This is a genomic window from Amycolatopsis kentuckyensis (assembly GCF_041679295.1).
Classification (GTDB): domain Bacteria; phylum Actinomycetota; class Actinomycetes; order Mycobacteriales; family Pseudonocardiaceae; genus Amycolatopsis; species Amycolatopsis kentuckyensis_A.
Genome location: NZ_JBGDMD010000010.1, coordinates 68804 through 90959, shown reverse-complemented (window position 1 = coordinate 90959; position 22156 = coordinate 68804). Strand labels below are relative to the sequence as shown.

At 70.6% G+C, this 22156-nt stretch carries 22 protein-coding genes and 1 riboswitch; of the genes, 4 read left to right on the top strand and 18 right to left on the bottom strand.

Annotated features, from left to right (window positions below):
* Positions 1 to 79: 79 nt before the first annotated feature.
* The gene (locus tag ACERZO_RS36750; RefSeq protein WP_372670501.1) at positions 80 to 799 is read right to left on the bottom strand and encodes a FadR/GntR family transcriptional regulator; all 720 of its coding nucleotides are present in this window, start codon (positions 797 to 799) and stop codon (positions 80 to 82) included.
* 113 nt (positions 800 to 912) lie between these two features.
* On the opposite strand from ACERZO_RS36750, the gene ACERZO_RS36745 reads away from it, so the two are divergent.
* Positions 913 to 1143, top strand: coding sequence for a hypothetical protein (locus tag ACERZO_RS36745; RefSeq protein WP_372670500.1), 231 nt, complete (start codon positions 913 to 915; stop codon positions 1141 to 1143).
* A 34-nt stretch (positions 1144 to 1177) separates the two neighbouring features.
* Here the strand turns inward: ACERZO_RS36745 and ACERZO_RS36740 are convergent, their stop codons facing one another.
* The 7 genes from ACERZO_RS36740 to ACERZO_RS36710 all read right to left on the bottom strand — a co-directional run bounded on the left by ACERZO_RS36740 (position 1178) and on the right by ACERZO_RS36710 (position 10820).
* A complete protein-coding gene (locus ACERZO_RS36740; RefSeq protein ID WP_372670499.1) occupies positions 1178 to 2545 on the bottom strand; it encodes an L-serine ammonia-lyase in 1368 nt (455 codons plus the stop codon).
* Between the two features lie 14 nt (positions 2546 to 2559).
* Entirely contained in the window at positions 2560 to 3561 is a 1002-nt protein-coding gene (gene lipA, locus ACERZO_RS36735; RefSeq protein WP_372670498.1) for a lipoyl synthase, read from the bottom strand.
* Positions 3558 to 4832 (bottom strand): serine hydroxymethyltransferase, encoded by a 1275-nt coding sequence (gene glyA, locus ACERZO_RS36730; RefSeq protein ID WP_372670497.1) that lies wholly within the window; start codon positions 4830 to 4832, stop codon positions 3558 to 3560. Before glyA ends, lipA begins: the two co-directional genes overlap by 4 nt.
* Complete coding sequence (gcvH, locus tag ACERZO_RS36725; RefSeq protein WP_372670496.1) at positions 4832 to 5209, bottom strand: glycine cleavage system protein GcvH; 378 nt, start codon at positions 5207 to 5209, stop codon at positions 4832 to 4834. The genes glyA and gcvH overlap by 1 nt, the downstream gene beginning before the upstream one ends.
* A gap of 13 nt (positions 5210 to 5222) precedes the next feature.
* Complete coding sequence (gcvT, locus tag ACERZO_RS36720; RefSeq protein ID WP_372670495.1) at positions 5223 to 6314, bottom strand: glycine cleavage system aminomethyltransferase GcvT; 1092 nt, start codon at positions 6312 to 6314, stop codon at positions 5223 to 5225.
* Between the two features lie 4 nt (positions 6315 to 6318).
* Positions 6319 to 9150: an aminomethyl-transferring glycine dehydrogenase gene (gcvP, locus tag ACERZO_RS36715; protein ID WP_444843244.1), complete on the bottom strand. Its 2832-nt coding sequence runs from the start codon at positions 9148 to 9150 to the stop codon at positions 6319 to 6321.
* Positions 9151 to 9286: 136 nt separating this feature from the next.
* A riboswitch (glycine riboswitch) is annotated at positions 9287 to 9380 on the bottom strand.
* 147 nt (positions 9381 to 9527) lie between these two features.
* Positions 9528 to 10820, bottom strand: a complete 1293-nt coding sequence (locus tag ACERZO_RS36710; protein ID WP_372670493.1) for a helix-turn-helix domain-containing protein — start codon at positions 10818 to 10820, stop codon at positions 9528 to 9530.
* Between the two features lie 72 nt (positions 10821 to 10892).
* On the opposite strand from ACERZO_RS36710, the gene ACERZO_RS36705 reads away from it, so the two are divergent.
* Positions 10893 to 11090, top strand: coding sequence for a hypothetical protein (locus ACERZO_RS36705; RefSeq protein WP_372670492.1), 198 nt, complete (start codon positions 10893 to 10895; stop codon positions 11088 to 11090).
* Here the strand turns inward: ACERZO_RS36705 and ACERZO_RS36700 are convergent.
* From ACERZO_RS36700 to ACERZO_RS36685, 4 genes are read right to left on the bottom strand one after another with little or no spacing between them, the layout of a single operon-like run.
* Positions 11087 to 11854, bottom strand: a complete 768-nt coding sequence (locus ACERZO_RS36700) for a 3-oxoacyl-ACP reductase (RefSeq protein WP_372670491.1) — start codon at positions 11852 to 11854, stop codon at positions 11087 to 11089. The genes ACERZO_RS36705 and ACERZO_RS36700 overlap by 4 nt on opposite strands.
* Positions 11854 to 13221 carry an aldehyde dehydrogenase family protein gene (locus ACERZO_RS36695; protein WP_372670490.1) on the bottom strand — a complete coding sequence of 456 codons (1368 nt, stop codon included), beginning with the start codon at positions 13219 to 13221 and terminating at the stop codon, positions 11854 to 11856. The genes ACERZO_RS36700 and ACERZO_RS36695 overlap by 1 nt, the downstream gene beginning before the upstream one ends.
* The gene (locus ACERZO_RS36690; RefSeq protein ID WP_372670489.1) at positions 13218 to 13928 is read right to left on the bottom strand and encodes a gamma-glutamyl-gamma-aminobutyrate hydrolase family protein; all 711 of its coding nucleotides are present in this window, start codon (positions 13926 to 13928) and stop codon (positions 13218 to 13220) included. The genes ACERZO_RS36695 and ACERZO_RS36690 overlap by 4 nt, the downstream gene beginning before the upstream one ends.
* Positions 13909 to 15255 (bottom strand): glutamine synthetase family protein, encoded by a 1347-nt coding sequence (locus ACERZO_RS36685; protein ID WP_372670898.1) that lies wholly within the window; start codon positions 15253 to 15255, stop codon positions 13909 to 13911. The genes ACERZO_RS36690 and ACERZO_RS36685 overlap by 20 nt, the downstream gene beginning before the upstream one ends.
* Positions 15256 to 15508: 253 nt before the next feature.
* On the opposite strand from ACERZO_RS36685, the gene ACERZO_RS36680 reads away from it, so the two are divergent.
* The gene (locus ACERZO_RS36680; protein ID WP_372670488.1) at positions 15509 to 16033 is read left to right on the top strand and encodes a general stress protein; all 525 of its coding nucleotides are present in this window, start codon (positions 15509 to 15511) and stop codon (positions 16031 to 16033) included.
* Between the two features lie 235 nt (positions 16034 to 16268).
* Here ACERZO_RS36680 and ACERZO_RS36675 read toward each other — a convergent pair whose 3' ends face one another.
* The 4 genes from ACERZO_RS36675 to ACERZO_RS36660 all read right to left on the bottom strand — a co-directional run bounded on the left by ACERZO_RS36675 (position 16269) and on the right by ACERZO_RS36660 (position 19487).
* A complete protein-coding gene (locus ACERZO_RS36675; RefSeq protein ID WP_372670897.1) occupies positions 16269 to 17174 on the bottom strand; it encodes an alpha/beta fold hydrolase in 906 nt (301 codons plus the stop codon).
* 218 nt (positions 17175 to 17392) lie between these two features.
* Complete coding sequence (locus ACERZO_RS36670; protein WP_372670487.1) at positions 17393 to 18634, bottom strand: DUF1700 domain-containing protein; 1242 nt, start codon at positions 18632 to 18634, stop codon at positions 17393 to 17395.
* A complete protein-coding gene (locus tag ACERZO_RS36665; protein WP_372670486.1) occupies positions 18631 to 18954 on the bottom strand; it encodes a PadR family transcriptional regulator in 324 nt (107 codons plus the stop codon). Before ACERZO_RS36665 ends, ACERZO_RS36670 begins: the two co-directional genes overlap by 4 nt.
* 86 nt (positions 18955 to 19040) lie before the next feature.
* The gene (locus ACERZO_RS36660) at positions 19041 to 19487 is read right to left on the bottom strand and encodes an Lrp/AsnC family transcriptional regulator (protein WP_372670485.1); all 447 of its coding nucleotides are present in this window, start codon (positions 19485 to 19487) and stop codon (positions 19041 to 19043) included.
* Between the two features lie 62 nt (positions 19488 to 19549).
* On the opposite strand from ACERZO_RS36660, the gene ACERZO_RS36655 reads away from it, so the two are divergent.
* Complete coding sequence (locus ACERZO_RS36655; RefSeq protein WP_372670484.1) at positions 19550 to 20452, top strand: SMP-30/gluconolactonase/LRE family protein; 903 nt, start codon at positions 19550 to 19552, stop codon at positions 20450 to 20452.
* 15 nt (positions 20453 to 20467) lie between these two features.
* Here ACERZO_RS36655 and ACERZO_RS36650 read toward each other — a convergent pair whose 3' ends face one another.
* Together ACERZO_RS36650 and ACERZO_RS36645 are read right to left on the bottom strand one after the other, a co-directional pair.
* A complete protein-coding gene (locus tag ACERZO_RS36650; protein ID WP_372670483.1) occupies positions 20468 to 21628 on the bottom strand; it encodes an MAB_1171c family putative transporter in 1161 nt (386 codons plus the stop codon).
* Positions 21625 to 22155 carry a hypothetical protein gene (locus ACERZO_RS36645; protein ID WP_372670896.1) on the bottom strand — a complete coding sequence of 177 codons (531 nt, stop codon included), beginning with the start codon at positions 22153 to 22155 and terminating at the stop codon, positions 21625 to 21627. The genes ACERZO_RS36650 and ACERZO_RS36645 overlap by 4 nt, the downstream gene beginning before the upstream one ends.
* Between the last annotated feature and the right edge of the window lies 1 nt (position 22156).

Here is a 22156-nt window from a genome sequence, read left to right as displayed (position 1 = left end):
TGACGGCCGAACGAGTGAGGAGGTTCTGTGGAGAACTACCGAGAGTTGTTCGAATTCTGTGAAGACGGGTTCGGTGTCGTCAGGACAGGAAGGCGCGCAGCAGGGACGCCGTGCCTTCGATGTGCTCGGCCATCGCCTGGCGGGCGGCCGGGGCGTCGCCGGCCAGGATCGCGTCGACGATCGCCTCGTGCTGGGCGTTCGAGTGCTCGAGGTTGGGCGGGAGCAGCGGGATGCGGTCGAGCAGCTGGTTGACGCGGGTGCGGGCGTCGGCCATCGCCGTGGTCAGGGAGCCGGACGCCGTCACCTCCGCGATCGCCAGGTGCAGGCGGGAATCCTTGCGGCGGTAGTCGTCGAGGTCCGCGCCGGCGGCTTCGGCCAGGGTGCCGGTGAGGTGACGGCGGTCGGCCGGGCTCAGCGACCGGGCGGCCGCCATCTCCGCGGCGCCGGTCTCGAGGACGTACCGGAGGCACAACGCGTCCTCCAGGCCGACGGCGTCGATCTTGCCGTCGGGGGCGGGCGGCCCGGGCAGGGTGTCGTTCACGAACGTGCCGCCGTAGCGCCCCCGCCGTGACTCGACGTAACCGGCGTCGGAGAGGGCGCGGATGGCTTCGCGGAGCGTGACGCGGCTGACCCCGAGACGTTCGGCGAGCTCGCGTTCCGACGGCAGCCGCTCCCCCGCGCCGACCACGCCGAGGCGGATGGCCTGCAGCAGCCGTTCGACGGTCTCCTCGAAGGCGTTGCCCGCGCGGACCGGCCGGAACAGCGCTTCACCGGCATTCGCCACCGAGGTCGGTTCCATCCTGAGAGTTTAGGCCGCTGGGCATGATCGGAGTGGCTTCGGGCTCTCGCGGCGGTCACACTGTGTTCGCGGTGCGGAAAACCAGTGGAACCGGACGGCCACGGTCGGCGACGATGGCACCACCGACACCGAACATCGACGCAGGGGGCGATCCGGTGCACTTCCTGATGGCGGAGGACCTGGTCCACGAGCGAGAGGACGAGCTGCGCCACGGCGTCCGCAACCGGCCTCCGGGCCGGGCGGCCCCGAGCCGCAGCCCGGGAACGCGGAAACAGCAGCTGGGCTGGCGCTTGGTGGAGGTCGGCCTGCGGCTGGCGGTGGAGCCGGAGGACCGGCGCAACTGAGCCGCGCCGGCACTTTCACGTGAAGGTGTCGGCCTCAGCACTCGATGACGTTGACCGCCAAGCCGCCGCGGGCGGTTTCCTTGTACTTCACGCTCATGTCCGCGCCCGTCTCGCGCATCGTCTTGATCGCCTTGTCCAGCGTCACCACGTGGCTTCCGTCGCCGCGCATCGCCATCCGGGCCGCGTGGATCGCCTTCGACGCTCCCACCGCGTTGCGCTCGATGCACGGGATCTGGACCAGGCCGCCGACCGGGTCGCACGTGAGCCCGAGGTGGTGCTCCACCCCGATCTCCGCCGCGTTCTCCACCTGGGCCGGCGAGCCGCCGAGGACCTCTGTGAGGCCCGCCGCCGCCATCGCCGACGCCGACCCCACTTCACCCTGGCAGCCGACTTCCGCGCCCGAGATCGAGCCCGTCTGCTTGAGGATCGAGCCGATCGCGCCCGCCGTCAGCAGGAACGTCACGATTCCGTCGTCGGTCGAGTGCCGGATGAACCGCTGGTAGTAGTGGAGCACCGCCGGGATGATGCCCGCCGCGCCGTTGGTCGGGGCCGTCACCACGCGTCCGCCCGCCGCGTTCTCCTCGTTGACCGCCAATGCGTACAGGCTCACCCAGTCCATCGCGTACAACGGGTCGTCCGCGCCGTCTTCGGCCAGGAGCTTCTCGTGCAGCGAACGCGCGCGCCGCGGCACCTTCAGCCCGCCCGGCAGGACACCTTCGTGGGTGCAGCCGTTGCGGACGCACTCCGCCATGACCGCCCAGATGGCCAGCAGCCCGGACCGCACCTCCTCAGCGGTACGCCAGGAAAGCTCGTTCGCCAGCATGATTTCGCTGATCGGCTTCCCGGTGGCCGCGCAGTGGCCCAGCAGATCCGCGCCGGTGCGGAACGGGTACGGCACCGGGGTCGAGTCCTCGACGAACACCGTGTCCGTCTCGTACGACTCGTCGCGGACGAACCCGCCGCCGACCGAGTAGTACGTGCGTTCGCGCACCAGCGAGCCCGACGCGTCGAACGCGCGGAACACCATGCCGTTCGGGTGGGCCGGCAACGACTTGCGCCGGTGCATGGTGAGGTCGGTGTCCTCGTCGAACGCGATCTCGTGCGTGCCGGCCAGCAGCAGCCGTCCGGACTCACGGATCGCCGCGATGCGCGCGGGCACCGTGTCGGTGTCGATCTCCTCCGGCCGCGAGCCGGAAAGCCCGAGCAGGACGGCTTTGTCGCTGCCGTGCCCGAACCCGGTCGCGCCCAGCGAGCCGAACAGCTCGGCCTGGACGCGGGACACCGAGGCGAGGTCGTCGCTGAGTCCGTCCACAAAGGTCCGTGCCGCCCGCATCGGCCCGACGGTGTGGGAGCTCGACGGGCCGATGCCGATGGAAAACAGGTCGAAGACGCTGATCGCCATTGATCCGCCCCTTCCTATCGCGCCAGCAGGGAGCTGGCTTCTTGCGCGGCCGGGCCCTGGTCGGCGAGGTGCTGCAGGTTTTCCGGCAGCTCCTCTCCACGGTAACCCTTGGTCTGGGCGTAGAGCCGTCCCGCGCGGTACGACGACCGCACCAGCGGACCCGCCATCACCCCCGCGAAACCCATCGCCTCCGCAGCCTTCGAGTGCTCGACGAACTCCTCCGGCTTCACCCACCGATCCACCGGATGATGCCGCGGCGACGGACGCAGGTACTGCGTGATCGTCAGGATCTCGCACCCCGCATCAACCAAATCCTGCATCGCCGGCGCCACCTCGTCCGGGGTCTCACCCATGCCCAGGATCAAGTTCGACTTCGTCACCAGCCCGGCCTCACGCGCCTTCGTGATGACCTCCAGCGACCGCGCATACCGGAATCCGGGGCGAATGCGCTTGAAGATCCGCGGCACCGTCTCCACGTTGTGGGCAAGGACTTCCGGACGCGACCCGAACACCTCGGCCAGCTGCTCAGGGTCAGCGTTGAAGTCCGGAATCAACAGCTCAACACCCGTACCGGGGTTCAAGTCGTGGATCTGACGAACGGTCTCCGCGTACAGCCAAGCCCCACCATCGGGAAGGTCATCACGCGCAACACCGGTGACCGTCGAATACCGCAACCCCATCGCCTGCACCGACTCCGCGACCTTCCGCGGCTCAGTACGGTCCAGCTCGGCCGGCTTACCGGTGTCGATCTGGCAGAAGTCACACCGACGGGTGCACTGATCCCCGCCGATGAGGAACGTGGCCTCGCGGTCTTCCCAGCACTCATAGATATTGGGACAACCGGCCTCTTCACACACCGTGTGCAAACCCTCGCGACGCACAAGACCCTTGAGTTCGGTGAACTCCGGCCCCATCCTCACCCGCGTCTTGATCCACGACGGCTTCTTCTCGATCGGCGTCTCACTGTTGCGGACTTCCAGACGCAGCAGCTTCCGGCCCTCGGGCGACGCGCTCATCGCGAAAGGTCCGCGTACAGCGGGTGCTTCTTGGCCAGCGTCTCGACGCGGTCGCGCAGCTTGGACCGCAGGGCGTCGTCGAAGTCCGGTTTGAGGGCCTCGGCGATGACGTCGGCGACCTCGGTGAAGTCCTCGGCCTGGAACCCGCGGGTGGCCAGCGCCGGCGTGCCGATGCGCAGGCCGGACGTGATCATCGGCGGGCGCGGGTCGAACGGGACGGCGTTGCGGTTCACCGTGATGCCGACTTCGTGCAGCCGGTCCTCGGCCTGCTGACCGTCCAGAGTGGACTGGACGAGGTCGACGAGCACCAGGTGGACGTCGGTGCCGCCGGTCAGCACCCGGACCCCCGCCGAAGCGCAGTCGTCCTGCGACAAGCGCGACGCCAGGATTCGCGAGCCTTCGAGGGTCCGCTCCTGACGCTCGCGGAACTCGTCGCTCGCCGCGATCTTCAGCGCGACGGCCTTGGCCGCGATGACGTGCTCCAGCGGGCCGCCCTGCTGACCGGGGAACACGGCCGAGTTGATCTTCTTCGCCAGTTCCTCGCGCGACAGGATCAGGCCGCCGCGCGGGCCGCCGAGGGTCTTGTGCGTGGTCGTGGTGACGATGTCGGCGTGCGGCACCGGCGACGGGTGCAGCCCGGCCGCGACCAGCCCGGCGAAGTGCGCCATGTCGACCATCAGGCGAGCGCCGACGAGGTCTGCGATGCGGCGGAACTCGGCGAAGTCGAGCTGACGCGGGTAGGCGGACCAGCCGGCGATGATCAGCTTCGGCTGGTGCTCGACGGCCAGACGCTCGATCTCCGCGAGGTCGACGATCCCGGTCTCCTTGTCGACGTGGTAGGCGACGACGTTGTACAGCTTGCCCGAGAAGTTGATCTTCATCCCGTGCGTCAGGTGACCGCCGTGCGCCAGGTCGAGGCCGAGGATCGTGTCGCCCGGCTTGAGCACCGCGAACATCGCGGCCGCGTTGGCCTGGGCGCCCGAGTGCGGCTGGACGTTGGCGTGCTCGGCGCCGAAGAGGGCCTTCGCGCGGTCGATGGCGAGCTGCTCGACGACGTCGACGTGCTCGCAGCCGCCGTAGTAGCGGCGGCCCGGGTAGCCCTCGGCGTACTTGTTGGTCAGCACCGAGCCCTGCGCCTCGAGCACGCCCACCGGGGCGAAGTTCTCGGAGGCGATCATCTCCAGGGTCGACTGCTGGCGGGTGAGCTCGGCCGCGACGGCCGCGGCGACCTCGGGGTCGACTTCGGACAGGTGCGCGTCGAAGGTCGTCATCAGTTCTCCTGGGTGTGCGCGGCGTACGCGGCGGCGTCGAGCAGGTCCGGCACGTCCCCGGTCAGACGCACCTTCAGGAGCCATCCTTCGGTGTACGGGTCGGAGTTGATGACCTCGGGGGTGTCCGATGTGGTGCCGTTCACCTCGACGACCTCGCCGGAGACCGGCGCGTACAGCTCGCTGACCGACTTGGTCGACTCGACCTCGCCGAACACCTCGCCGGCGGTGATCGTCGAGCCCGCGTCGGGCAGCTGGACGAACACGATGTCACCGAGCGACTCGGCGGCGAAGGCGGTGATGCCGACGGTGGCGACGCCGTCCTCGACCTTCAGCCACTCGTGTTCCTTCGTGTACTGCAGGTTCTCGGGGATGCTCACGGTTCAACAGTCCTTACGCGCGGGAGTAGAAGGGCAGGGCGACGACCTCGACGGGCTCGATCCTGCCCCGGATGTCGACGGAGAGCTCGGTGCCGGGCTCGGCGTACGCCCGATCGACGTACGCCATGGCGATCGGGTAACCCAGCGTGGGCGACAGCGCGCCACTGGTGACCTCGCCGACCTCGGTGCCGTCCACCAGCAGCTTGTAGCCGTGACGCGGGGCGCGCCGACCGGCGCCTTTGAGCCCGACACGCACGCGCGGGACGTCCTGCTTCGACCGCTCTTCGAGGGCGGCGCGGCCGACGAAGTCACCCGGCTTCTCGAACTTGACCACCCGCCCGAGCCCGGCCTCGAACGGGCTCTGCTCGACGGTGAGCTCGTTGCCGTACAACGGCATCCCGGCTTCCAGCCGCAGCGTGTCGCGGCAGGCGAGGCCCGCCGGGACCAGGCCGTGCGGCTCGCCGGCCTCCAGCAGCAGGCGCCACAGCGCCGGCGCCTCGTCGGCGTCGACGAACAGCTCGAAGCCATCCTCGCCGGTGTAGCCGGTGCGGGCGAGCAGGACGTCGTGGCCCTTCACCGACGCCGGGACGCTGGCGTAGTACTTCAGCGCGTCCAGGTCGGCGTCGGTGACCGAACCCAGGATCGCCGCGGCGTTCGGGCCTTGGACCGCGATCAGCGCGGTGGTCTCGGACTTGTCGTCGACCACCGCATCGAAGCCCGCGACCCGCTCGGCCAGCGCATCCGCGACGACCTGCGCGTTGCCCGCGTTCGCGACGACCAGGTAGTGCTCGTCGGCCAGGCGGTAGACGACCAGGTCGTCCAGGACGCCGCCGTCGGCGTTGCAGATCATCGTGTACCGCGCCCGGCCCGGCTTGACCCCGGTGAGGTTGCCGACCAGCGCGAAGTCCAGGACGTCGGCCGCCTGCTTGCCGGTGACGTGGATTTCGGCCATGTGCGACAGGTCGAACAGCCCGGCCGCCTCGCGGACGGCCTTGTGCTCGGCCAGTTCACTGGCGTAGCGGACCGGCATGGACCAGCCGGCGAAGTCGGTGAACAACGCACCGAGTCCCTTGTGGACTCCGTGCAGAGAGGTTTCGCGAGACACGGGTTCAGCCTTCGTAAGCGTTGAGGGGCGGGCAGGAGCACACGAGGTTACGGTCGCCGCGGGCCCCGTCGATGCGACGCACCGGGGGCCAGTACTTGTTCTTCCGCGAAACACCCGCCGGGTACACGGCCAGCTCGCGGTCGTAGGCCTTGTCCCACTCGCCGACCAGCGTCTCCGCGGTGTGCGGGGCACCCCGCAGCGGCGACTCCTCGGCGCTCCACTTGCCGTTGGCGACCTCGTCGATCTCGGCGCGGATGGCGATCATCGCGTCGCAGAACCGGTCGATCTCGCCCAGGTCCTCGGACTCGGTCGGCTCGACCATCAGCGTGCCGGCGACCGGGAACGACATGGTCGGCGCGTGGAAGCCGTAGTCGATGAGCCGCTTGGCGACGTCGTCGACCGTCACGCCGGTCTCCTTGGTGATCTGGCGCAGGTCGAGGATGCACTCGTGCGCGACCAGGCCGTCCTGGCCCGTGTAGAGCACCGGGTAGTGCGGCGCCAGGCGCGAAGCGACGTAGTTGGCGGCGAGCACGGCGACCTTCGTGGCCGCGGTCAGGCCGGGCGCGCCCATCATCCGGACGTAGGCCCAGGAGATCGGCAGGATCGACGCCGAGCCGTACGGCGCGCCGCTGATCGGGCCGACGCCGGTCTCGGGACCGGCGGCGTCGAGCAGCGGGTGGTTCGGCAGGTACGGCGCGAGGTGCGCGCGCACCGCGACCGGGCCGACGCCGGGGCCGCCACCGCCGTGCGGGATGCAGAAGGTCTTGTGCAGGTTCAGGTGCGAGACGTCGCCGCCGAACTCGCCCGGCTTGGCCAGGCCGAGCAGCGCGTTGAGGTTCGCGCCGTCGACGTAGACCTGGCCGCCGCCGTCGTGGACGATCTTCGCGAGCTCGTCGATGTCGTGCTCGTACACGCCGTGCGTCGACGGGTAGGTGACCATGATCGCGGCGAGGGTGTCCTTGTGGGCGTCCACCTTGGACCGCAGGTCGGCCAGGTCGACGTTGCCCTCGTCGGTGCACTTGACGACGACCACGCGCATCCCGGCGAGCACCGCGGAAGCGGCGTTTGTGCCGTGCGCGGACGACGGGATCAGGCAGACGTCACGAGCCTCGTCGCCGTTGGCGCGGTGGTACGCGCGGATCGCGAGGAGGCCGGCGAGCTCGCCCTGGCTGCCCGCGTTCGGCTGCAGCGACACCTTGTCGTAGCCGGTGACCTCCGCCAGCCACTCCGCCAGCTGCGCCACGAGGACGTGGTAGCCCTCGGCGTCTTCGGCCGGGGCGAACGGGTGGATGCCGGCGAACTCGCGCCAGCTGATCGGCTCCATCTCGGTGGTGGCGTTGAGCTTCATCGTGCAGGAGCCGAGCGGGATCATGCCGCGGTCGAGCGCGTAGTCCAGGTCGGACAGCTTGCGCAGGTAACGCAGCATCGCCGTCTCGGAGCGGTGCGTGCCGAAGACCTCGTGGCCCATGAAGCCGCTCTCGCGGGCCAGGCCGTTCGGCAGCGCGACGCCGTCGTTGACGTCCGCGTCGACCTTGAACGCGTTGAGCACCTTCGCGGTGATCGCGGGCGTGCTGACCTCGTCGAACGCGACGCGGACGTGGTCGGCGTCGACGTGACCGAGGTTGATCCCGGCCTCACGGGCGGCCGCGTGGACCTCGGCGGCCCGGCCCGGGACGCGCGCGACGACCGTGTCGAAGAAGGACTCGTGCACGACCTCGACGTCGTTCTGACGCAGGGCCTCGGCGAAGCCCGCGGCGAGGCCGTGGACGCGCTGGGCGATCTTCTTCAGGCCGTCCGGACCGTGGTAGACCGCGTACATCGCGGCCAGCACGGCCGGCAGGACCTGCGCGGTGCAGATGTTCGACGTCGCCTTCTCACGGCGGATGTGCTGCTCACGCGTCTGCAGCGCGAGGCGGTAGGCGGAGTTGCCGTCGACGTCGACCGAGACGCCGACCAGGCGCCCGGGCAGCGAGCGCTCGAGGCCGGCACGGACGGACATGTACCCGGCGTGCGGGCCGCCGTAGCCGAGCGGGACGCCGAAGCGCTGGGTCGAGCCCGCGGCGACGTCGGCGCCGAAGTCGCCGGGCGCGGTGATCAGGGTGAGTGCGAGGAGGTCGGCGGCGACGGTGAACAGCGCGCCCGCGGCCTTCGCCGACTCGGAGATCGCCTGGTAGAAGCCGCGGCCGCGCAGCACACCGGACGCGCCGGGGTACTGGACGACGACGCCGAAGAAGTCCTCGGGCAGCCCGGTGAGCAGGTCGCGGACCTCGACCTCGATGCCCAGCGCCTCGACGCGGGTGCGCACGACGGCGATCGTCTGCGGCAGGCACTCGGCGTCCAGGACGACCTTGTTGGACTTGGACTTCGAGGCGCGGCGCATCAGCGTGACGGCCTCGGCGACGGCGGTCGACTCGTCCAGCAGCGACGCGTTCGCGGTGGCCAGGCCGGTCAGGTCGGCGACCATCGTCTGGAAGTTGAGCAGCGCTTCGAGCCGGCCCTGCGAGATTTCCGGCTGGTAGGGCGTGTACGCGGTGTACCAGGCCGGGTTCTCGAGGACGTTGCGGCGGATCACGCCGGGCGTCACGGTGTCGGAGTAGCCGAGGCCGATCATCTGCGTCATCGGCCGGTTGCGCGCGGCGAGGGCGCGCAGCTCCGCGGTGGCGTCCTCTTCGGACGCGGCGGGCGGGAGGGTGAGTTCCTTCGTCGCGCGGATCGCGGTCGGGACGGCGGCGCCGACGAGGGCGTCCAGGCTGCCGTAGCCGCACTCGGCCAGCATCTTCGCGCGTTCGGCCTCGGACGGGCCGATGTGGCGGGCGTCGAACTGCGTTGAAGTGATGGGGAGCTCCTCGGGCCTGGGCACACAACGGTGCGCTGGGAACTCCCCCTCTGTCATGGCACCTGAGAGTTTCACCGTGGGAGACACGGCTTTCACCTTGGGTGAGGCGCGGGTGCGCCTGCTTTCCAGAGTGGCCTCGCGCGAAGCGGTAACAGGTACCTGAGAGATTCTGGGGAGTTTGCTCCTTCGGTGCCCCACCGGCTTCGTGGGGGCTCTCCCGCCTCGGCTCTACGGCCCGATCTGCAGTTGTGACGGTCACGGTACCTGCCGGGTTCGAGGTCCGTCTACTTCACCCGGGCAACGCCACAGTGATCCTCGACCGGCCCTCGACGACGTGAATGACTCATTCCTGTCACCAGACGACAGGAATGAGTCATTCACGTCGTTTCGGCGACCCGGCGGACCACCTGGCCGGCCAAAACCGGCGGGCGGCGGACTCTCCCCGAGGGCAGGACCAGGCGTTTGAGCGGCCCGCCGACCGGCACCGGCGGGTGCCCGGCACCCAGCAGCACCTGCTCGACGATCTGCTCGGCGAGCCACGCCACGGTGTCGTTGAGCCGGTCCAGCGAGGGGTGGTCGCCGTCGAAGACGTCCTCGTCGGCGAGCGTCACCTCGAAGTACGCGCAGCCCGGCGGGACCGAGATTGCCGCCTCGATCGCCCGCGCTCCCTCCAGCGGGTCTTCGAACCCCGCCTCGAGCAGCGCCGACCGGTAGATCCGCGACGCGCGGGCCCGCATCCGGGGGCCGTAGCGGACGACGACCGGGAGGCGGCCGGTCAGGTCCGGCACGGCCAGCCCGTGCAGCAGCATGATCGGTGGCACCGAGTGCACCAGCCGCGGCGCCGGTTCGGCCAGCTCGCGGGCGGTGATGCGGACACGGTCGGCCATCGCGTCCGGGAGGCCGAAGTAGCGGAAGTCGACGTTGCCGAACCCGAGCCCGTCGGCGACCAGCGACGCCAGCAGCTCGCCGTACCCCCAGATCGGCGACAGCACGACGACCGGCGGCGCGGTGACCACCGGCGACGGCGCGGGCGGGCGCGTCGCCTCCTGCTCGGGCACCTGGATGACCAGCCGCGGCGGCTCGTGCCAGTCGTGCACCTCGGCGACCCGCCAGTAGAGCCCGAGCGGCCGCCACAGCTCGCCGAGGATCTCGTGCTCGATGATGCGGCGGACCTCGGCGTCGTCGTGCGGGAAGTCCCGCGGCGGCACGATCCCGACGTAGTGGTGGTAGGTGACGCGGACCTCGTCGCCGCGGGTGGCGGAGCGGATCCGCATCTCCCAGTCGATCGGCGACGCCGCGATCGCGTTGGCCACCTGCGTGCCGGGCGAGGAGTAGACGAGCGCGGTGGCCTGCCGGAGGAACTGCCCGGCCTGGTCGATGCCCTCCCGCAGCGACTTCGCCGCCTGGGCGACGTGCACCGGGCTGGCGAGCGAGTCCGGCAGCACGCCGGCGACGCGCAGCAGCTCGGCCTCCCCCAGCCCGGTGACCTCGGCGAGCTGCGCCCAGTGGTCGAAGACGGTCACCTTCGGCGCGTGCCGGTGTTCGATCCAGCTGCGCAGGGTGGACGTCGGAACGCCGATGCGTCTCGCGGCCTCGTCCAGGGAGAGGCCCCTCGCGCGGATGCCGGTCCGGACCGCTTCCGCCCACTCGTCGGCGCGCCAGTGCGTCACCTCACAAAGCTAACGAAACCCGCTAGCTTTGCGCAGGGACGAATCGCCCATCCGGCGTCGACGCTGGTCACCATGACCACCACCATCATCGCCCTCACGCTCATCGTCGGCGTGCTGACCTTCGCCGCCGGTGCCTTCCTCGCCTCCGAGATCGCCGTCCGCGTGCTTCGCCGTCGCGAAAAGCTCGTCTCCGAGGAGCGCAAGAAGCTCAACGCCGCCTGGAACTACCTGCGGGAGGTCTACGGCGTCAAAAAACCGACCAAGCGTTAGAGCGGGGTGACGTACGCGCCGGAGATGCCGCCGTCGACCAGGAACTGGGACGCCGTGATGAAGCTGGCGTCGTCGCTGGCCAGGAACGCCACCGCGGCCGCGATCTCCGACGGCTCGGCGAACCGGCCGACCGGCACGTGCACCAGCCGCCGCGCCGCGCGTTCCGGGTCCTTCGCGAACAGCTCCTTCAACAGCGGCGTGTTCACCGGCCCCGGGCACAGCGCGTTGACGCGGATGTTCTCCCGCGCGAACTGCACGCCCAGCTCGCGGCTCATCGCGAGCACCCCGCCCTTGGACGCGGTGTAGGAGATCTGCGACGTCGCCGCGCCCATCACCGCGACGAACGACGCCGTGTTGATGATGGAACCGCGTCCCTGCCGCTGCATGTGCGGCAGGACGGCCTTGCAGCAGTGGTACACCGACGTCAGGTTGACGCGCTGCACCCGCTCCCAGGCGTCGATGCCGGTGGTCAGGATGGAGTCGTCCTCGGGCGGGGAGATGCCCGCGTTGTTGAACGCCACGTCGACCGAGCCGAACTGCTCGACCGTGCTGTGGAACAGGTTCTCGACCTGTTCGGCGTCGGTGACGTCGGTCTGGATGAACGCGCCGCCGATCTCGTCGGCGACCGCCTTGCCCTCGGCCGGGGTCAGGTCCGCGATGACGACCTTCGCGCCTTCGCTCGCCAGGCGGCGGGCCGACGCGAGCCCGATGCCGCTCGCGCCGCCGGTGATGACCGCGACGCGGCCTTCGAAACGCTGGACCATTACTCCTCCGTGCTGAGAAAGACGTTTTTGGTTTCGGTGAACGCCGCCGCGGCGTCGGGGCCCAGCTCGCGGCCGAGGCCGGACTGCTTGAACCCGCCGAACGGCGTCCAGTAGCGCACCGAAGAGTGCGAGTTCACCGACAGGTTGCCGGCTTCGACGCCGCGCGCCACGCGGAACGCGCGGCCGGCGTCGCGGGTCCAGATCGACCCGGACAGGCCGTACTCGGTCGCGTTGGCCATCCGGATCGCGTCGGCCTCCTCCGCGAACGGCACGACGGCGACGACCGGGCCGAACACCTCCTCCGCCACGGCGGGGTGCCGCAGGTCGGGCGGGGTGAGGACGGTCGGCGGGAACCAGTAGCCGGGACCGGCGGGCGCGCTGCCGCGGAACGCGACGGGCGCGTCGTCCGGCACGTACGACGCCACCTTTTCCCGGTGCGCGGCCGAGATCAGCGGCCCCATCTCGGTCTTCTCGTCGCCGGGGTCGCCGACGACGACGCCGTGTACCGCGGGCTCCAGGAGTTCCATGAAGCGGTCGTACGCGCTCGCCTGCACCAGGATCAGCGACCGCGCGCAGCAGTCCTGGCCGGCGTTGTCGAAGACACCGTAGGGCGCGGTCGCGGCGGCCTTCTCCAGGTCGGAGTCGGCGAAGACGATGTTCGCGTTCTTGCCGCCCAGCTCCAGCGTCACGCGTTTCACCTGGGCCGAGCAGCCGGCCATGATCTGCTTGCCGACCTCGGTGGAGCCGGTGAAGACGACCTTGCGCACGCCCGGGTGCTCGACGAACCGTTGCCCGACAACGGATCCCTTGCCGGGCAGCACCTGGAAGACGTCCTCCGGGATGCCCGCCTCGCGCGCCAGCTCGGCCAGCCGGATCGCGGTCAGCGGCGTCAGCTCGGCGGGCTTGAGGACGACGGTGTTGCCAGCGGCGAGCGCGGGCGCGAAGCCCCAGCCGGCGATCGGCATCGGGAAGTTCCACGGCACGATCACGCCGACCACGCCCAGGGGCTCCTGGAAGGTGACGTTGACGCCGCCCGGCACCGGGATCTGCTTGCCGATCAGGCGTTCCGGGGCCGCGGAGTAGTAGTTGAGGACGTCGCGGACGTTGCCGGCTTCCCAGCGCGCGTTGCCGATGGTGTGCCCGGAGTTCTCGACCTCGAGCCGCGCGAGGTTCTCGATGTCGGCCTCGACGGCGTCGGCGAAGCGGCGCAGGAGCCGCGCGCGGTCGCCGGGGGTGACGTCGCGCCACGCCGGGAACGCCGCCTGCGCGCGAGCGATCGCCGCGTCGGTCTCCTCGGCGCTGGTCAGGGGGACGGTCCGCACCACCTCCTCGGTGGCCGGGTTCCGGACGTCGAAACTGGTGGTCATCGGGTCTCCTTGCTCGCGTCGACGAGAGCCTGGAACAGCCGGACGTCGTCGCTGTCCTGCTCGGGGTGCCACTGGACGCCCAGGGCGAACTCACCCGGGATTTCCGCGGCCTCGATCGTGCCGTCGGCGGCCCAGCCGACCGGTTCCAGGCCGGCGCCGAGCCGGTCGATCGCCTGGTGGTGGTAGCAGAGGGTCTTGGTCTCCGGTCCCAGGATCGCCGCCGCGCGGCTGCCTTCGGCCAGGGTGACGGTCCCCCGGCCGAACGTCGCCGGCGCGGGCTGGTGCTCGGTGGACTCCGTCGCCTCCGGCAGGTGCTGGGTGAGCGTGCCGCCGAGGGCGACGCTCATCACCTGCAGGCCGCGGCACACGCCGAGCACCGGCTTGCCTGCCTTGCGCGCGGCCGCGAACAGGCCGAACTCGAACGCGTCCCGCTCCGGCCGCGTGTAGGTCGCGGGATGCGGCTCCTGGCCGTAGCGCTCCGGTTCGACGTCGGCGCCGCCGGTGAGCACCAGGCCGTCCACAGTGGACACCAGCCGGTCGTGGGCGTCGGACACCGGCGGGAGCAGCACCGGGATGCCGCCGGCCGCGACGACGCAGTCGACGTAGACCCGGTGCAGCAGCACGGCTTCGGTTTCCCACACCAGGAACTTCGCGGGTTCGAGGTAGCCGGTGAGGCCGATGACGGGCTTAGAGTCGCTCGAAGCCACGGACGAGCTCCCAGTCGGTGACGGCGGCGTTGTAGGCGTCGATCTCGATCTTCGCCGCGTTCAGGTAGTGGTCGACGACGTCGTCGCCGAACGCCTCCCGCGCCAGGTCGCTCCCCGCGAGGGCCTCGGCGGCTTCGGGCAGCGTCGTCGGCACGGTGCCGCGGTCGGAGTGGTAGGCGTTGCCGGTGAAGGGTTCTTCCAGTTCCAGCTCGTTCTCGATGCCGTGCAGGCCGGCGGCGATGAGCGCGGCGACGGCGAGGTACGGGTTGACGTCCCCGCCCGGCACGCGGTTTTCGACGCGCAGCGACTCGCCGTGCCCGACGACGCGCAGCGCGCACGTCCGGTTGTCGGTGCCCCAGGCGATCACGGTCGGCGCGAAGCTGCCGGGCACGAACCGCTTGTAGGAGTTGATGTTCGGCGCGAAGAAGTAGGTCAGCTCGTGCAGCGCGGCGAGCTGGCCGGCGAGGAACTGCTCCATGAGCGTCGAGAAGCCGTGGTCGTGGTCGCCCGACAGGACGGCCCGGCCTTCGGTGGAGCGCAGGCTGATGTGGATGTGGCAGGAGTTGCCTTCGCGCTCGTTGTACTTCGCCATGAAGGTGAGGCTCTTGCCCTCCTGCGCGGCGATTTCCTTGGCGCCGTTCTTGTAGACGCTGTGGTTGTCGCAAGTGCTGAGCGCGTCGGTGTAGCGGAAGGCGATCTCCTGCTGCCCGGGGTTGCACTCGCCCTTGGCGGACTCCGGGTAGAGCCCGGCGCCGGCCATGTCGTTGCGGATGCGGCGCAGCAGCGGCTCGAGGCGCGCGGTGCCGAGCATCGAGTAGTCGACGTTGTACTGGTTGGCGGGCTTGAGCCCGTGGTAGCGCTTGTCCCACGCGGCTTCGTAGGTGTCGTCGAAGACGATGAACTCGAGTTCGGTGCCGACGTAGGCGGCGAGGCCCCGCTCGGCGAGCCGGTCGAGCTGCCGGCGCAGGATCTGCCGCGGCGACATCGGAACGGGACCGCCTTCGACGCGCTCGACGTCGGCGAGGACCAGCGCGGTGCTTTCGTGCCACGGGATTTCGCGCAGCGTCTCGAGATCGGGACGCAGCACGAAGTCGCCGTAGCCGCTGTCCCAGGAGGAGAGCGCGTAGCCGTCGACGGTGTTCATGTCGACGTCCACGGCCAGGAGGTAGTTGCAGGCCTCGGTGGCGTGGCCGACGACCTCGTCCAGGAAGTACTCCGCCGAGCAGCGCTTGCCCTGGAGCCTGCCCTGCATGTCCGTGATCGCGACGAGCACGGTGTCGATCGTGCCCGCGTCCACCCGCGCCCGGAGCTCGTCGAGGGTGAGCATGCCTCGCCTGCGTGCCATCAGCCGCCCCAAAGGTTTGATGCGAATCCTTTGCGGCTCCTTCCTACCCGGTCGCGTCGGCGCGGTCAACCGGAACAAAGGTATTTTCTTGACCCATTGACTGGAGGGGCTCGACCGGCGCCACGGCCGCCGACGGTATGCGCGGTTTGCCCGGCTGAGAAGAGTCTGTGAATTCGTCCCGGCGGGAGGAATTCCGGGTACTCCCACGTTGAACGGGGCAGGAGAGGTGAGATCGATGACCACAGCATTCACGCAGCAGAACGCGATCGGACAGCAGCAGGCGCGGCCGCAGCTGCCCACCATGCCCACCGGCTGGCCGATCGGTTCCTACGAGTCCTACGAGCAGGCGCAGCGCGCGGTCGACCACCTCGCGGGCACGGACTTCCCGGTCACCGACGTCACGATCGTGGGCGTGGAGCCGATGCTCGTCGAGCGCGTCGCCGGCAAGATGTCCTGGGGCAAGGTGCTGGGCAGCGCGGCGACCTCCGGCGCGATGTTCGGCCTGTTCCTCGGCCTGGTGCTCAGCCTGCTGAACCCGGGCGCGGGCCTGGTCCCGATCGTGATCGGCCTGGTCGCCGGTCTCGGGTTCAACCTGCTCTTCGGCGCGCTGGGCTACGCGGTGAACCGCAACAAGCGCGGGTTCATCTCGCAGAGCCAGCTGGTCGCCCGCCGCTACGACGTCCTTTCCCAGCCGCGCAACGCCGAGAAGGGCCGTGCGCTGCTGGCGGACCTCGCCGCGCGCAGCGCTTTCGGCCACTGACCCGCTGAAGATCGAAGGCCGCCCCCGGTGTTCCGGAGGCGGCCTTCGTCGCTTCCGGGCCTGAGGGGGTCCCCCGTTTTCCACGCTACCGGAGAGGGCCGACAATTCCCGGCGCCCTCGGCGAACGCGCCCCGGGTTGTCCACAATGCCGAGCCGGCGCCCAAGTCGTCCACACCGCCGACCTCGGCGCCCGGAACTGTCGGTGCCCGCCGGTAGCGTGGAAAACGGGGGCTGCTCACGTCCCCGAGGAAACCGCCGGCACGTCGCCGGCCTCCGCCGGGTCGGGCGAACCCGCCGGCCGGCCCGCGCGCAGCAGGTCGCCCCAGCGGCCGCGGTCGTAGGTCGCCGGCGGCGCCTGCGCCAGGAATTCGCGCAGGATCTCCAGGAACCGCTTCGGGTCGGACCGGTGCGGGAAGTGGCCCGCGCCTTCGAAGAGCACCAGCCTGCTGCCCGGCATCGCCCGGTGCGCGCGCAGCGCGTGGCCGCTCGGGATCACCCGGTCGTCGGTACCCCACACCAGCAGGGTCGGGATCCCCTCGGTCAGGTAGCAGCGGTCGAGCATGTTGACCACCTGGCCGCGCCAGTCGACGACCGAACGCAGGGTGCGCAGGAACGCCGAACGTGTGCTCGGCTCGAGCAGCCGGACGTAGCGAGTCAGCACGTAATCGAGGTCCGGGCCCAGCCCCAGCCCTTCGGACACCCGCAGCAGCTCGGCGAACCCGCGCAGCGCCGTCAGCGCCGGCCGGCTGCCCAGCAGCGGCAGCACCAGCCCGGCACCTGGCGCCGCGGCCAGCCGCAGCAGCGGGTGCACGCTCGCCCCGACGCCGCCCGAGCCGACCAGGACGAGCCGTTCGCAGCGTTCCGGGAACTGGTAGGCGAACTGCATCGCCACACCGCCGCCGAGCGAGTGCCCGACCACGGTCACCCGGTCGACGTCGAGGGTGGTCAGCAGGTCGCGCATGCCGCACGCGTACGCCGCGACGGAGTAGTCCGCGCGCGGCTTGGCCGAAGCGCCGTGGCCGAGCAGGTCGGGCGCGATCACCGTGTGGTCGGCCGACAGCGACGCCAGCAGCTCCAGCCACGTCGCCGAGTCGTCGCCGATCCCGTGCAGGAACAGCAGGGCCGGCCCGCGCCCCGCCATCCGGTAGGCGCGCTCGTATCCGTGGACGACCCGTGTGCGCGGGGCGAAGGTGTCCGCCCCGACCTCCGTGAGTGGCACGAACCCAGCTCAGCACGCCCGCGTTCGCGAGACGTTTCGCCCACGTTGGGATCGGGTGAACAGGCCGAAGGCCGCCCCCGGTGTTCCGGAGGCGGCCTTCGTCGCATCAGGAGCGGCCCCGACCTCCGCTCCTGAAAGCTCTACCGCGTCGGTGTCGTCGCCGGAGGCGGAGTCGGCGTCGGCGTCGCCGTGGCGGACGTCGTCGGAGCCGAGGTCGTCGGCGGGGCCGTCACCTTCGGGATCGCCGCGCTGAACGGCACCCCAGCGTCCTCGCGACAGGCCGAGCGGTACCCGTTGTAGCCGTTGTAGTTGCCCTGGTCGTCGGTCACGCCCTGCTCGACCCGCGGCCGCGGGAACCGGTTGTCCGCCCCGATCTTCTCCTTGGTCCCGCTCGAGCGCTCGCAGCCGTAGCGGGTCAGCGTCAGCGGGCGGCCCTCCTCGTCGTAGAGGTAGACCTCCGTGAGCGGCTTGCCCTCGGCGTCGAACGCGTAGACGTTCTCCACCTCGCTGCCGCCGTAGGTCAGCTGCTCGTTGCCGTACCGGTCGGACGACGACGGGTAGTACGACGGCGAGCTCGAGTAGGAGTTCCGGTGCGAGATGAGGTCCACCGCCGCGCCGAAGCCGCCCAGGATGCCGCCGATGACGAACGCCGAGATCGGCACCGCGACCCACAGCAGCCGCCGGTCACCGCGCAACCGCGGGCCCGCCCACACGGCCGCGCCGCCCGCGACGAGCAGGAACGGCAGCAGCAGCACCGCACTGCGCGACCGCAGCATGAGCAGCAGCCCGAACGCGACCAGCACGACGGCGCACACGATCCACCACGCCGGCTTCAGCGACGCGAGGTAGCTGATCGCCTTCCCGGAGTCCTCCTGCTCGCGCCCCTTGGCGAGCGCCTGGCGCACCCACACCACTTCCGGCAGCGCCAGCACCGGCTCGACCCCGCCGCGCAGCAGCAGGAAGAGGCTGATGAGGAACACGGGCAGGAAGAGCACGGCGCCGAGCAGCCCGTCCGGGTCGACGCGCACAGCGGCGGCGAACGCGAACAGCGCGAGCGCGAGGGCACTGAGCACCAGGCCCCAGAACGCGATGCGCGGCTTCGCGAGACTCGGGCTCTTCGCGGTGGCGAGCACCTGCGTCGCCCCTTCGGCCGGCGCCGGGTACCCACCGGACGCGCGCAACTCGGCGGCGTAGCTTTCGGGCGTGCCGAGCCGTTCGATCAGGGCCTCGACGCGGGCACCCTCCCCCAGCTCGGCTTCGAGCTCCGCCAGGTGCGGGCGGACGTCCTCGAGGATTTCTTCGATCTCGCTCGCGGGCAGGTCGGCGAGCGCGGTGCGGACCCGCGCCAGATACACCCGCACGGCGGTCGGCTTCTCGCTCATGCTGCCTCTCCCAAAAGCACGTTCATCGTCGATGCGAAGCTCTGCCAGGTCTTGCCCGACTCCGCGAGGCGGACCCGGCCCGGCTCGTTCAGGCTGTAGTACTTGCGGTGCGGCCCCTCTTCGCTGGGCACCACGTACGAGGTGAGCAGGCCGGCTTTGTAGAGCCTGCGCAACGTCCCGTACACCGACGCGTCCCCCACCTCGTCCAGGCCGGCGCTCCTGAGTCTTCGCAGGACGTCGTACCCGTAGCCGTCTTCCTCGCGGAGCACCGCGAGCACGGCGAGATCGAGCACCCCTTTGAGCAGCTGACTGATCTCCACTGCACCCTCCAGTCTTACGCTTGGAAAGGTACCACGCATTGCACAGTAGTGCGCACGGCGGAGGGCCGAACGGCGTGTCGGCAGCTTCAGGCGGTGGGGTCCACCGGGCGTTCGAAGAAGGATTCGAGGACCACGATCGTCTGCGTACCGGTGACGCCGTCGATCGCGAAGAGCCGGCGCAGCGACGCCTGGAGCTGCTCGGTCGTCGGCGTGCGCACCTTGACCAGCAGCGACGCCGGTCCGGCGATGACGTGCGCCTCCACCACCTCGGGCAGCGCGTCGAGCGCCGCGCGCACCGGCTCGTCCCCCATCCAGGCGTTCGCCTCGACGAGGACGTACGCCGCGACGCCGCGGCCGACCGCAGCAGGATCGACGTCCACAGTGGTCCGGCGGATCACGCCCTGCTCGCGCAGCTTCCGGACCCGCTCGTGGGCCGCACCGGCGGAAAGGCCGACCGCCTTGCCGAGCGCGGCGTAGGCCTGCGTCGCGTCCTGCTGGAGTTCGGCGAGCAGCATGCGATCCACTTCGTCCACTACTTGACCATACCAGGTTCGGCGATCCATGCTGTTCGCAGAATCTCATTAGGGGTGAGTGGATGGATCTGGTCAAGACGGACTTCGAGGTGCTCGACGAGCGCTTCGCGCGCGTCAACGGTGACGAGTGGATGCAGCGCCTGCACACCGGCTGCCGCTGGACCGAGGGGCCGGCGTACTTCCCGGCCGGGCGCTACCTCGTGTTCAGCGACATCCCGAACGACCGGACGCTGCGCTGGGACGAGACGACCGGCCGGGTCGGCGTCTTCCGGCAGCCGTCGCAGTACTCGAACGGGCACACTGTCGACCGCCACGGACGGCTGATCAGCTGCGAGCAGGGCACTCGCCGCGTCACGCGCACCGAGCACGACGGCTCGATCACCGTGCTGGCGGCGGAGTTCGAGGGGAAGCGGTTCAACAGCCCGAACGACGTCGTCGAGCACTCGGACGGGTCGATCTGGTTCACCGACCCGAGTTACGGCATCGACAGCGACTACGAGGGGTACCGGGCGGAGAGTGAGATCGGCGCGTGCCACGTGTACCGCATCGACCCGTCGGGCGACGTGCGGATCGTCGCGGACGACTTCTCACGGCCGAACGGGCTGGCGTTCTCGGCCGACGAGTCGCTGCTGTACATAGTGGACACCCGGCGGCAGCCGAGCCACATCCGGGTGTTCGGCGTGGGTTCCGGCGGAAAGCTCTCGGGTGGCGAGATCTTCGGGACGTGCGACGACGGCGTGTTCGACGGCGTCCGCGTGGACAGCGAAGGCCAGGTCTGGGCGGCGGCCCACGACGGCCTGCACTGCTTCGCCGCGGACGGCACGCTGATCGGCAAGCTGCGGGTGCCGGAGATCTGCGCCAACTTCACGTTCGGCGGAGCGAGGGGCAACGAGCTGTTCATCACGGCGTCGAGCTCGGTCTACACGCTGCGGGTGACGGTCAACGGGGCGCGTTACCCGTCGTGAGTGAGAAACAGTGTGCTAACCCTGTTTCCCACTCACGACCCGCTGCCAGGCCCGGCTGACGCGGACGAGCCAGGCCGCTTCGGCTTCGACGTCCGCGTCCGCTTCCCGCAGGTCGCCGGGCTCGCGTCGCGCCGTCTCGAAGCGGCGGCCCTCGCGGCCCGCCTCGATCGCCGCGGCCAGCGTCACCGCCTCGACCGTCGCGGCGAGGTCGGCTTCGCGGACTCCCGCGCGGCGGGCGGCCGTCTCCGCGCGGGCCGGGAGCTCCGGGTCGAAGTGGGCCCGGAGCGCCAGATGGCCGTCGCGGATCTCGATCACCCGGCGGTACAACGCGAATTCGGCGCCACCCGCCAGCTCGCGGCCCGGGTCGAGCGCGATGCCGGGCACCGCCGTGCGCAACGCCGTCCACAGTGGCTCGATGCGGCGGTACGCGCGGTACGCCCGCACCCGGCCGATCACCGACGACACCGCCGGCGACCACGCGGAGAGCGTCGCGCCGGCGGCGACGAACCCGATCGTCGCGGCGGCGAGCACCGATGACGGCAGGTCTTCGCGCGCGCCGATCCGCGCGGTCTGGGCGAGCCGGCGGACGTCGTCGACGTCCCAGAACGTCCACGCGAACGCCGCCACCACGCCGACCAGCAGCAGCCACAGCCCGGTGCGCAGCGGACCGGGCTCGGCGTGCCACGCGCTGCGGGCGAAGACGGCGATCAGCAGGCCGAGGCTGATCAGGCTGTAGACCAGGAAAACGACTTTGTCCGCCAGGGCGAAGGGCAGGCCGTCGGCGGAGAAGACCGTGTCGTCGCCGACGCGTTGCGGCTCGGAGAGCACGAAGCAGACGGCGAGCAGCACCATGGTGGCGCCGGTGAACAGCGCGTGCGGGGTGAGGCGGGCGCCTTCGCCGCGCCACACGGACTGCGTGAACGCGACGGCGAACCCGATCGCGCCCAGCTTGAGCTCGTCGCCGGCCAGGCTCAGCACCCACTCGGCGACCGGGCCGGGTCCGGCGAGGGCGGCCATCGCGGGCGTCAGCACGACGATGCCGGTGGCGATGCAGATCCCGAAGCCGGCGAGCAACCACATGGTGCGCACCGGCTGGCTGTGGCGCGCCTCGACGAGCTTGTAGCCGAACCCGGCGAAGCCGACCAGGCAGAGGTAGTAGGCGAGGGTCTCGATCACGGCGCCCGGCGGCGGGACCGGCCGCCGAAGAGGGAGTCGAAGCGCCGCACGCCGTCCGGGACGTCGGCGGCGAGTTCCCGCGGCTCTTCGGGCCGCACGGCGCGTTGCGCGAGCAGGCTCGCGACGAGCTCGGCTTCGCGTTCTTCGACCTCGGTGTAGGTGGTGCGGCCGAGCACGCGCCGGACGAGTTCGGGCGAAAGGTTCGGCATGAGCTGCCGCCCGGCGGCGGCGTCGATGGCGACGCCGTCCGCGCCACCGTCGGGGCCGGTGTGACCGCAGAGCAGGTGGCCGACCTCGTGGAGCAGGATGTGCCGCCGGTGCAGGGCGGTGGTGTTGGTGGGGTAGAGGATGTAGTCGGCGCGTTCGGTGCTCATGAGCAGCCCGCAGGGAGCGCCTTCGGGAGCGCTGACGGGCATGAGCTCGATCGGACGCCGCCGGTTCGCGGCGAGGCTTGCGACGAAGGCCTCGGCATCGAAGGGTTCGGGAAGGGCAACGGAATCGGCGACTTCCCGAGCCCGCTTCCACAGA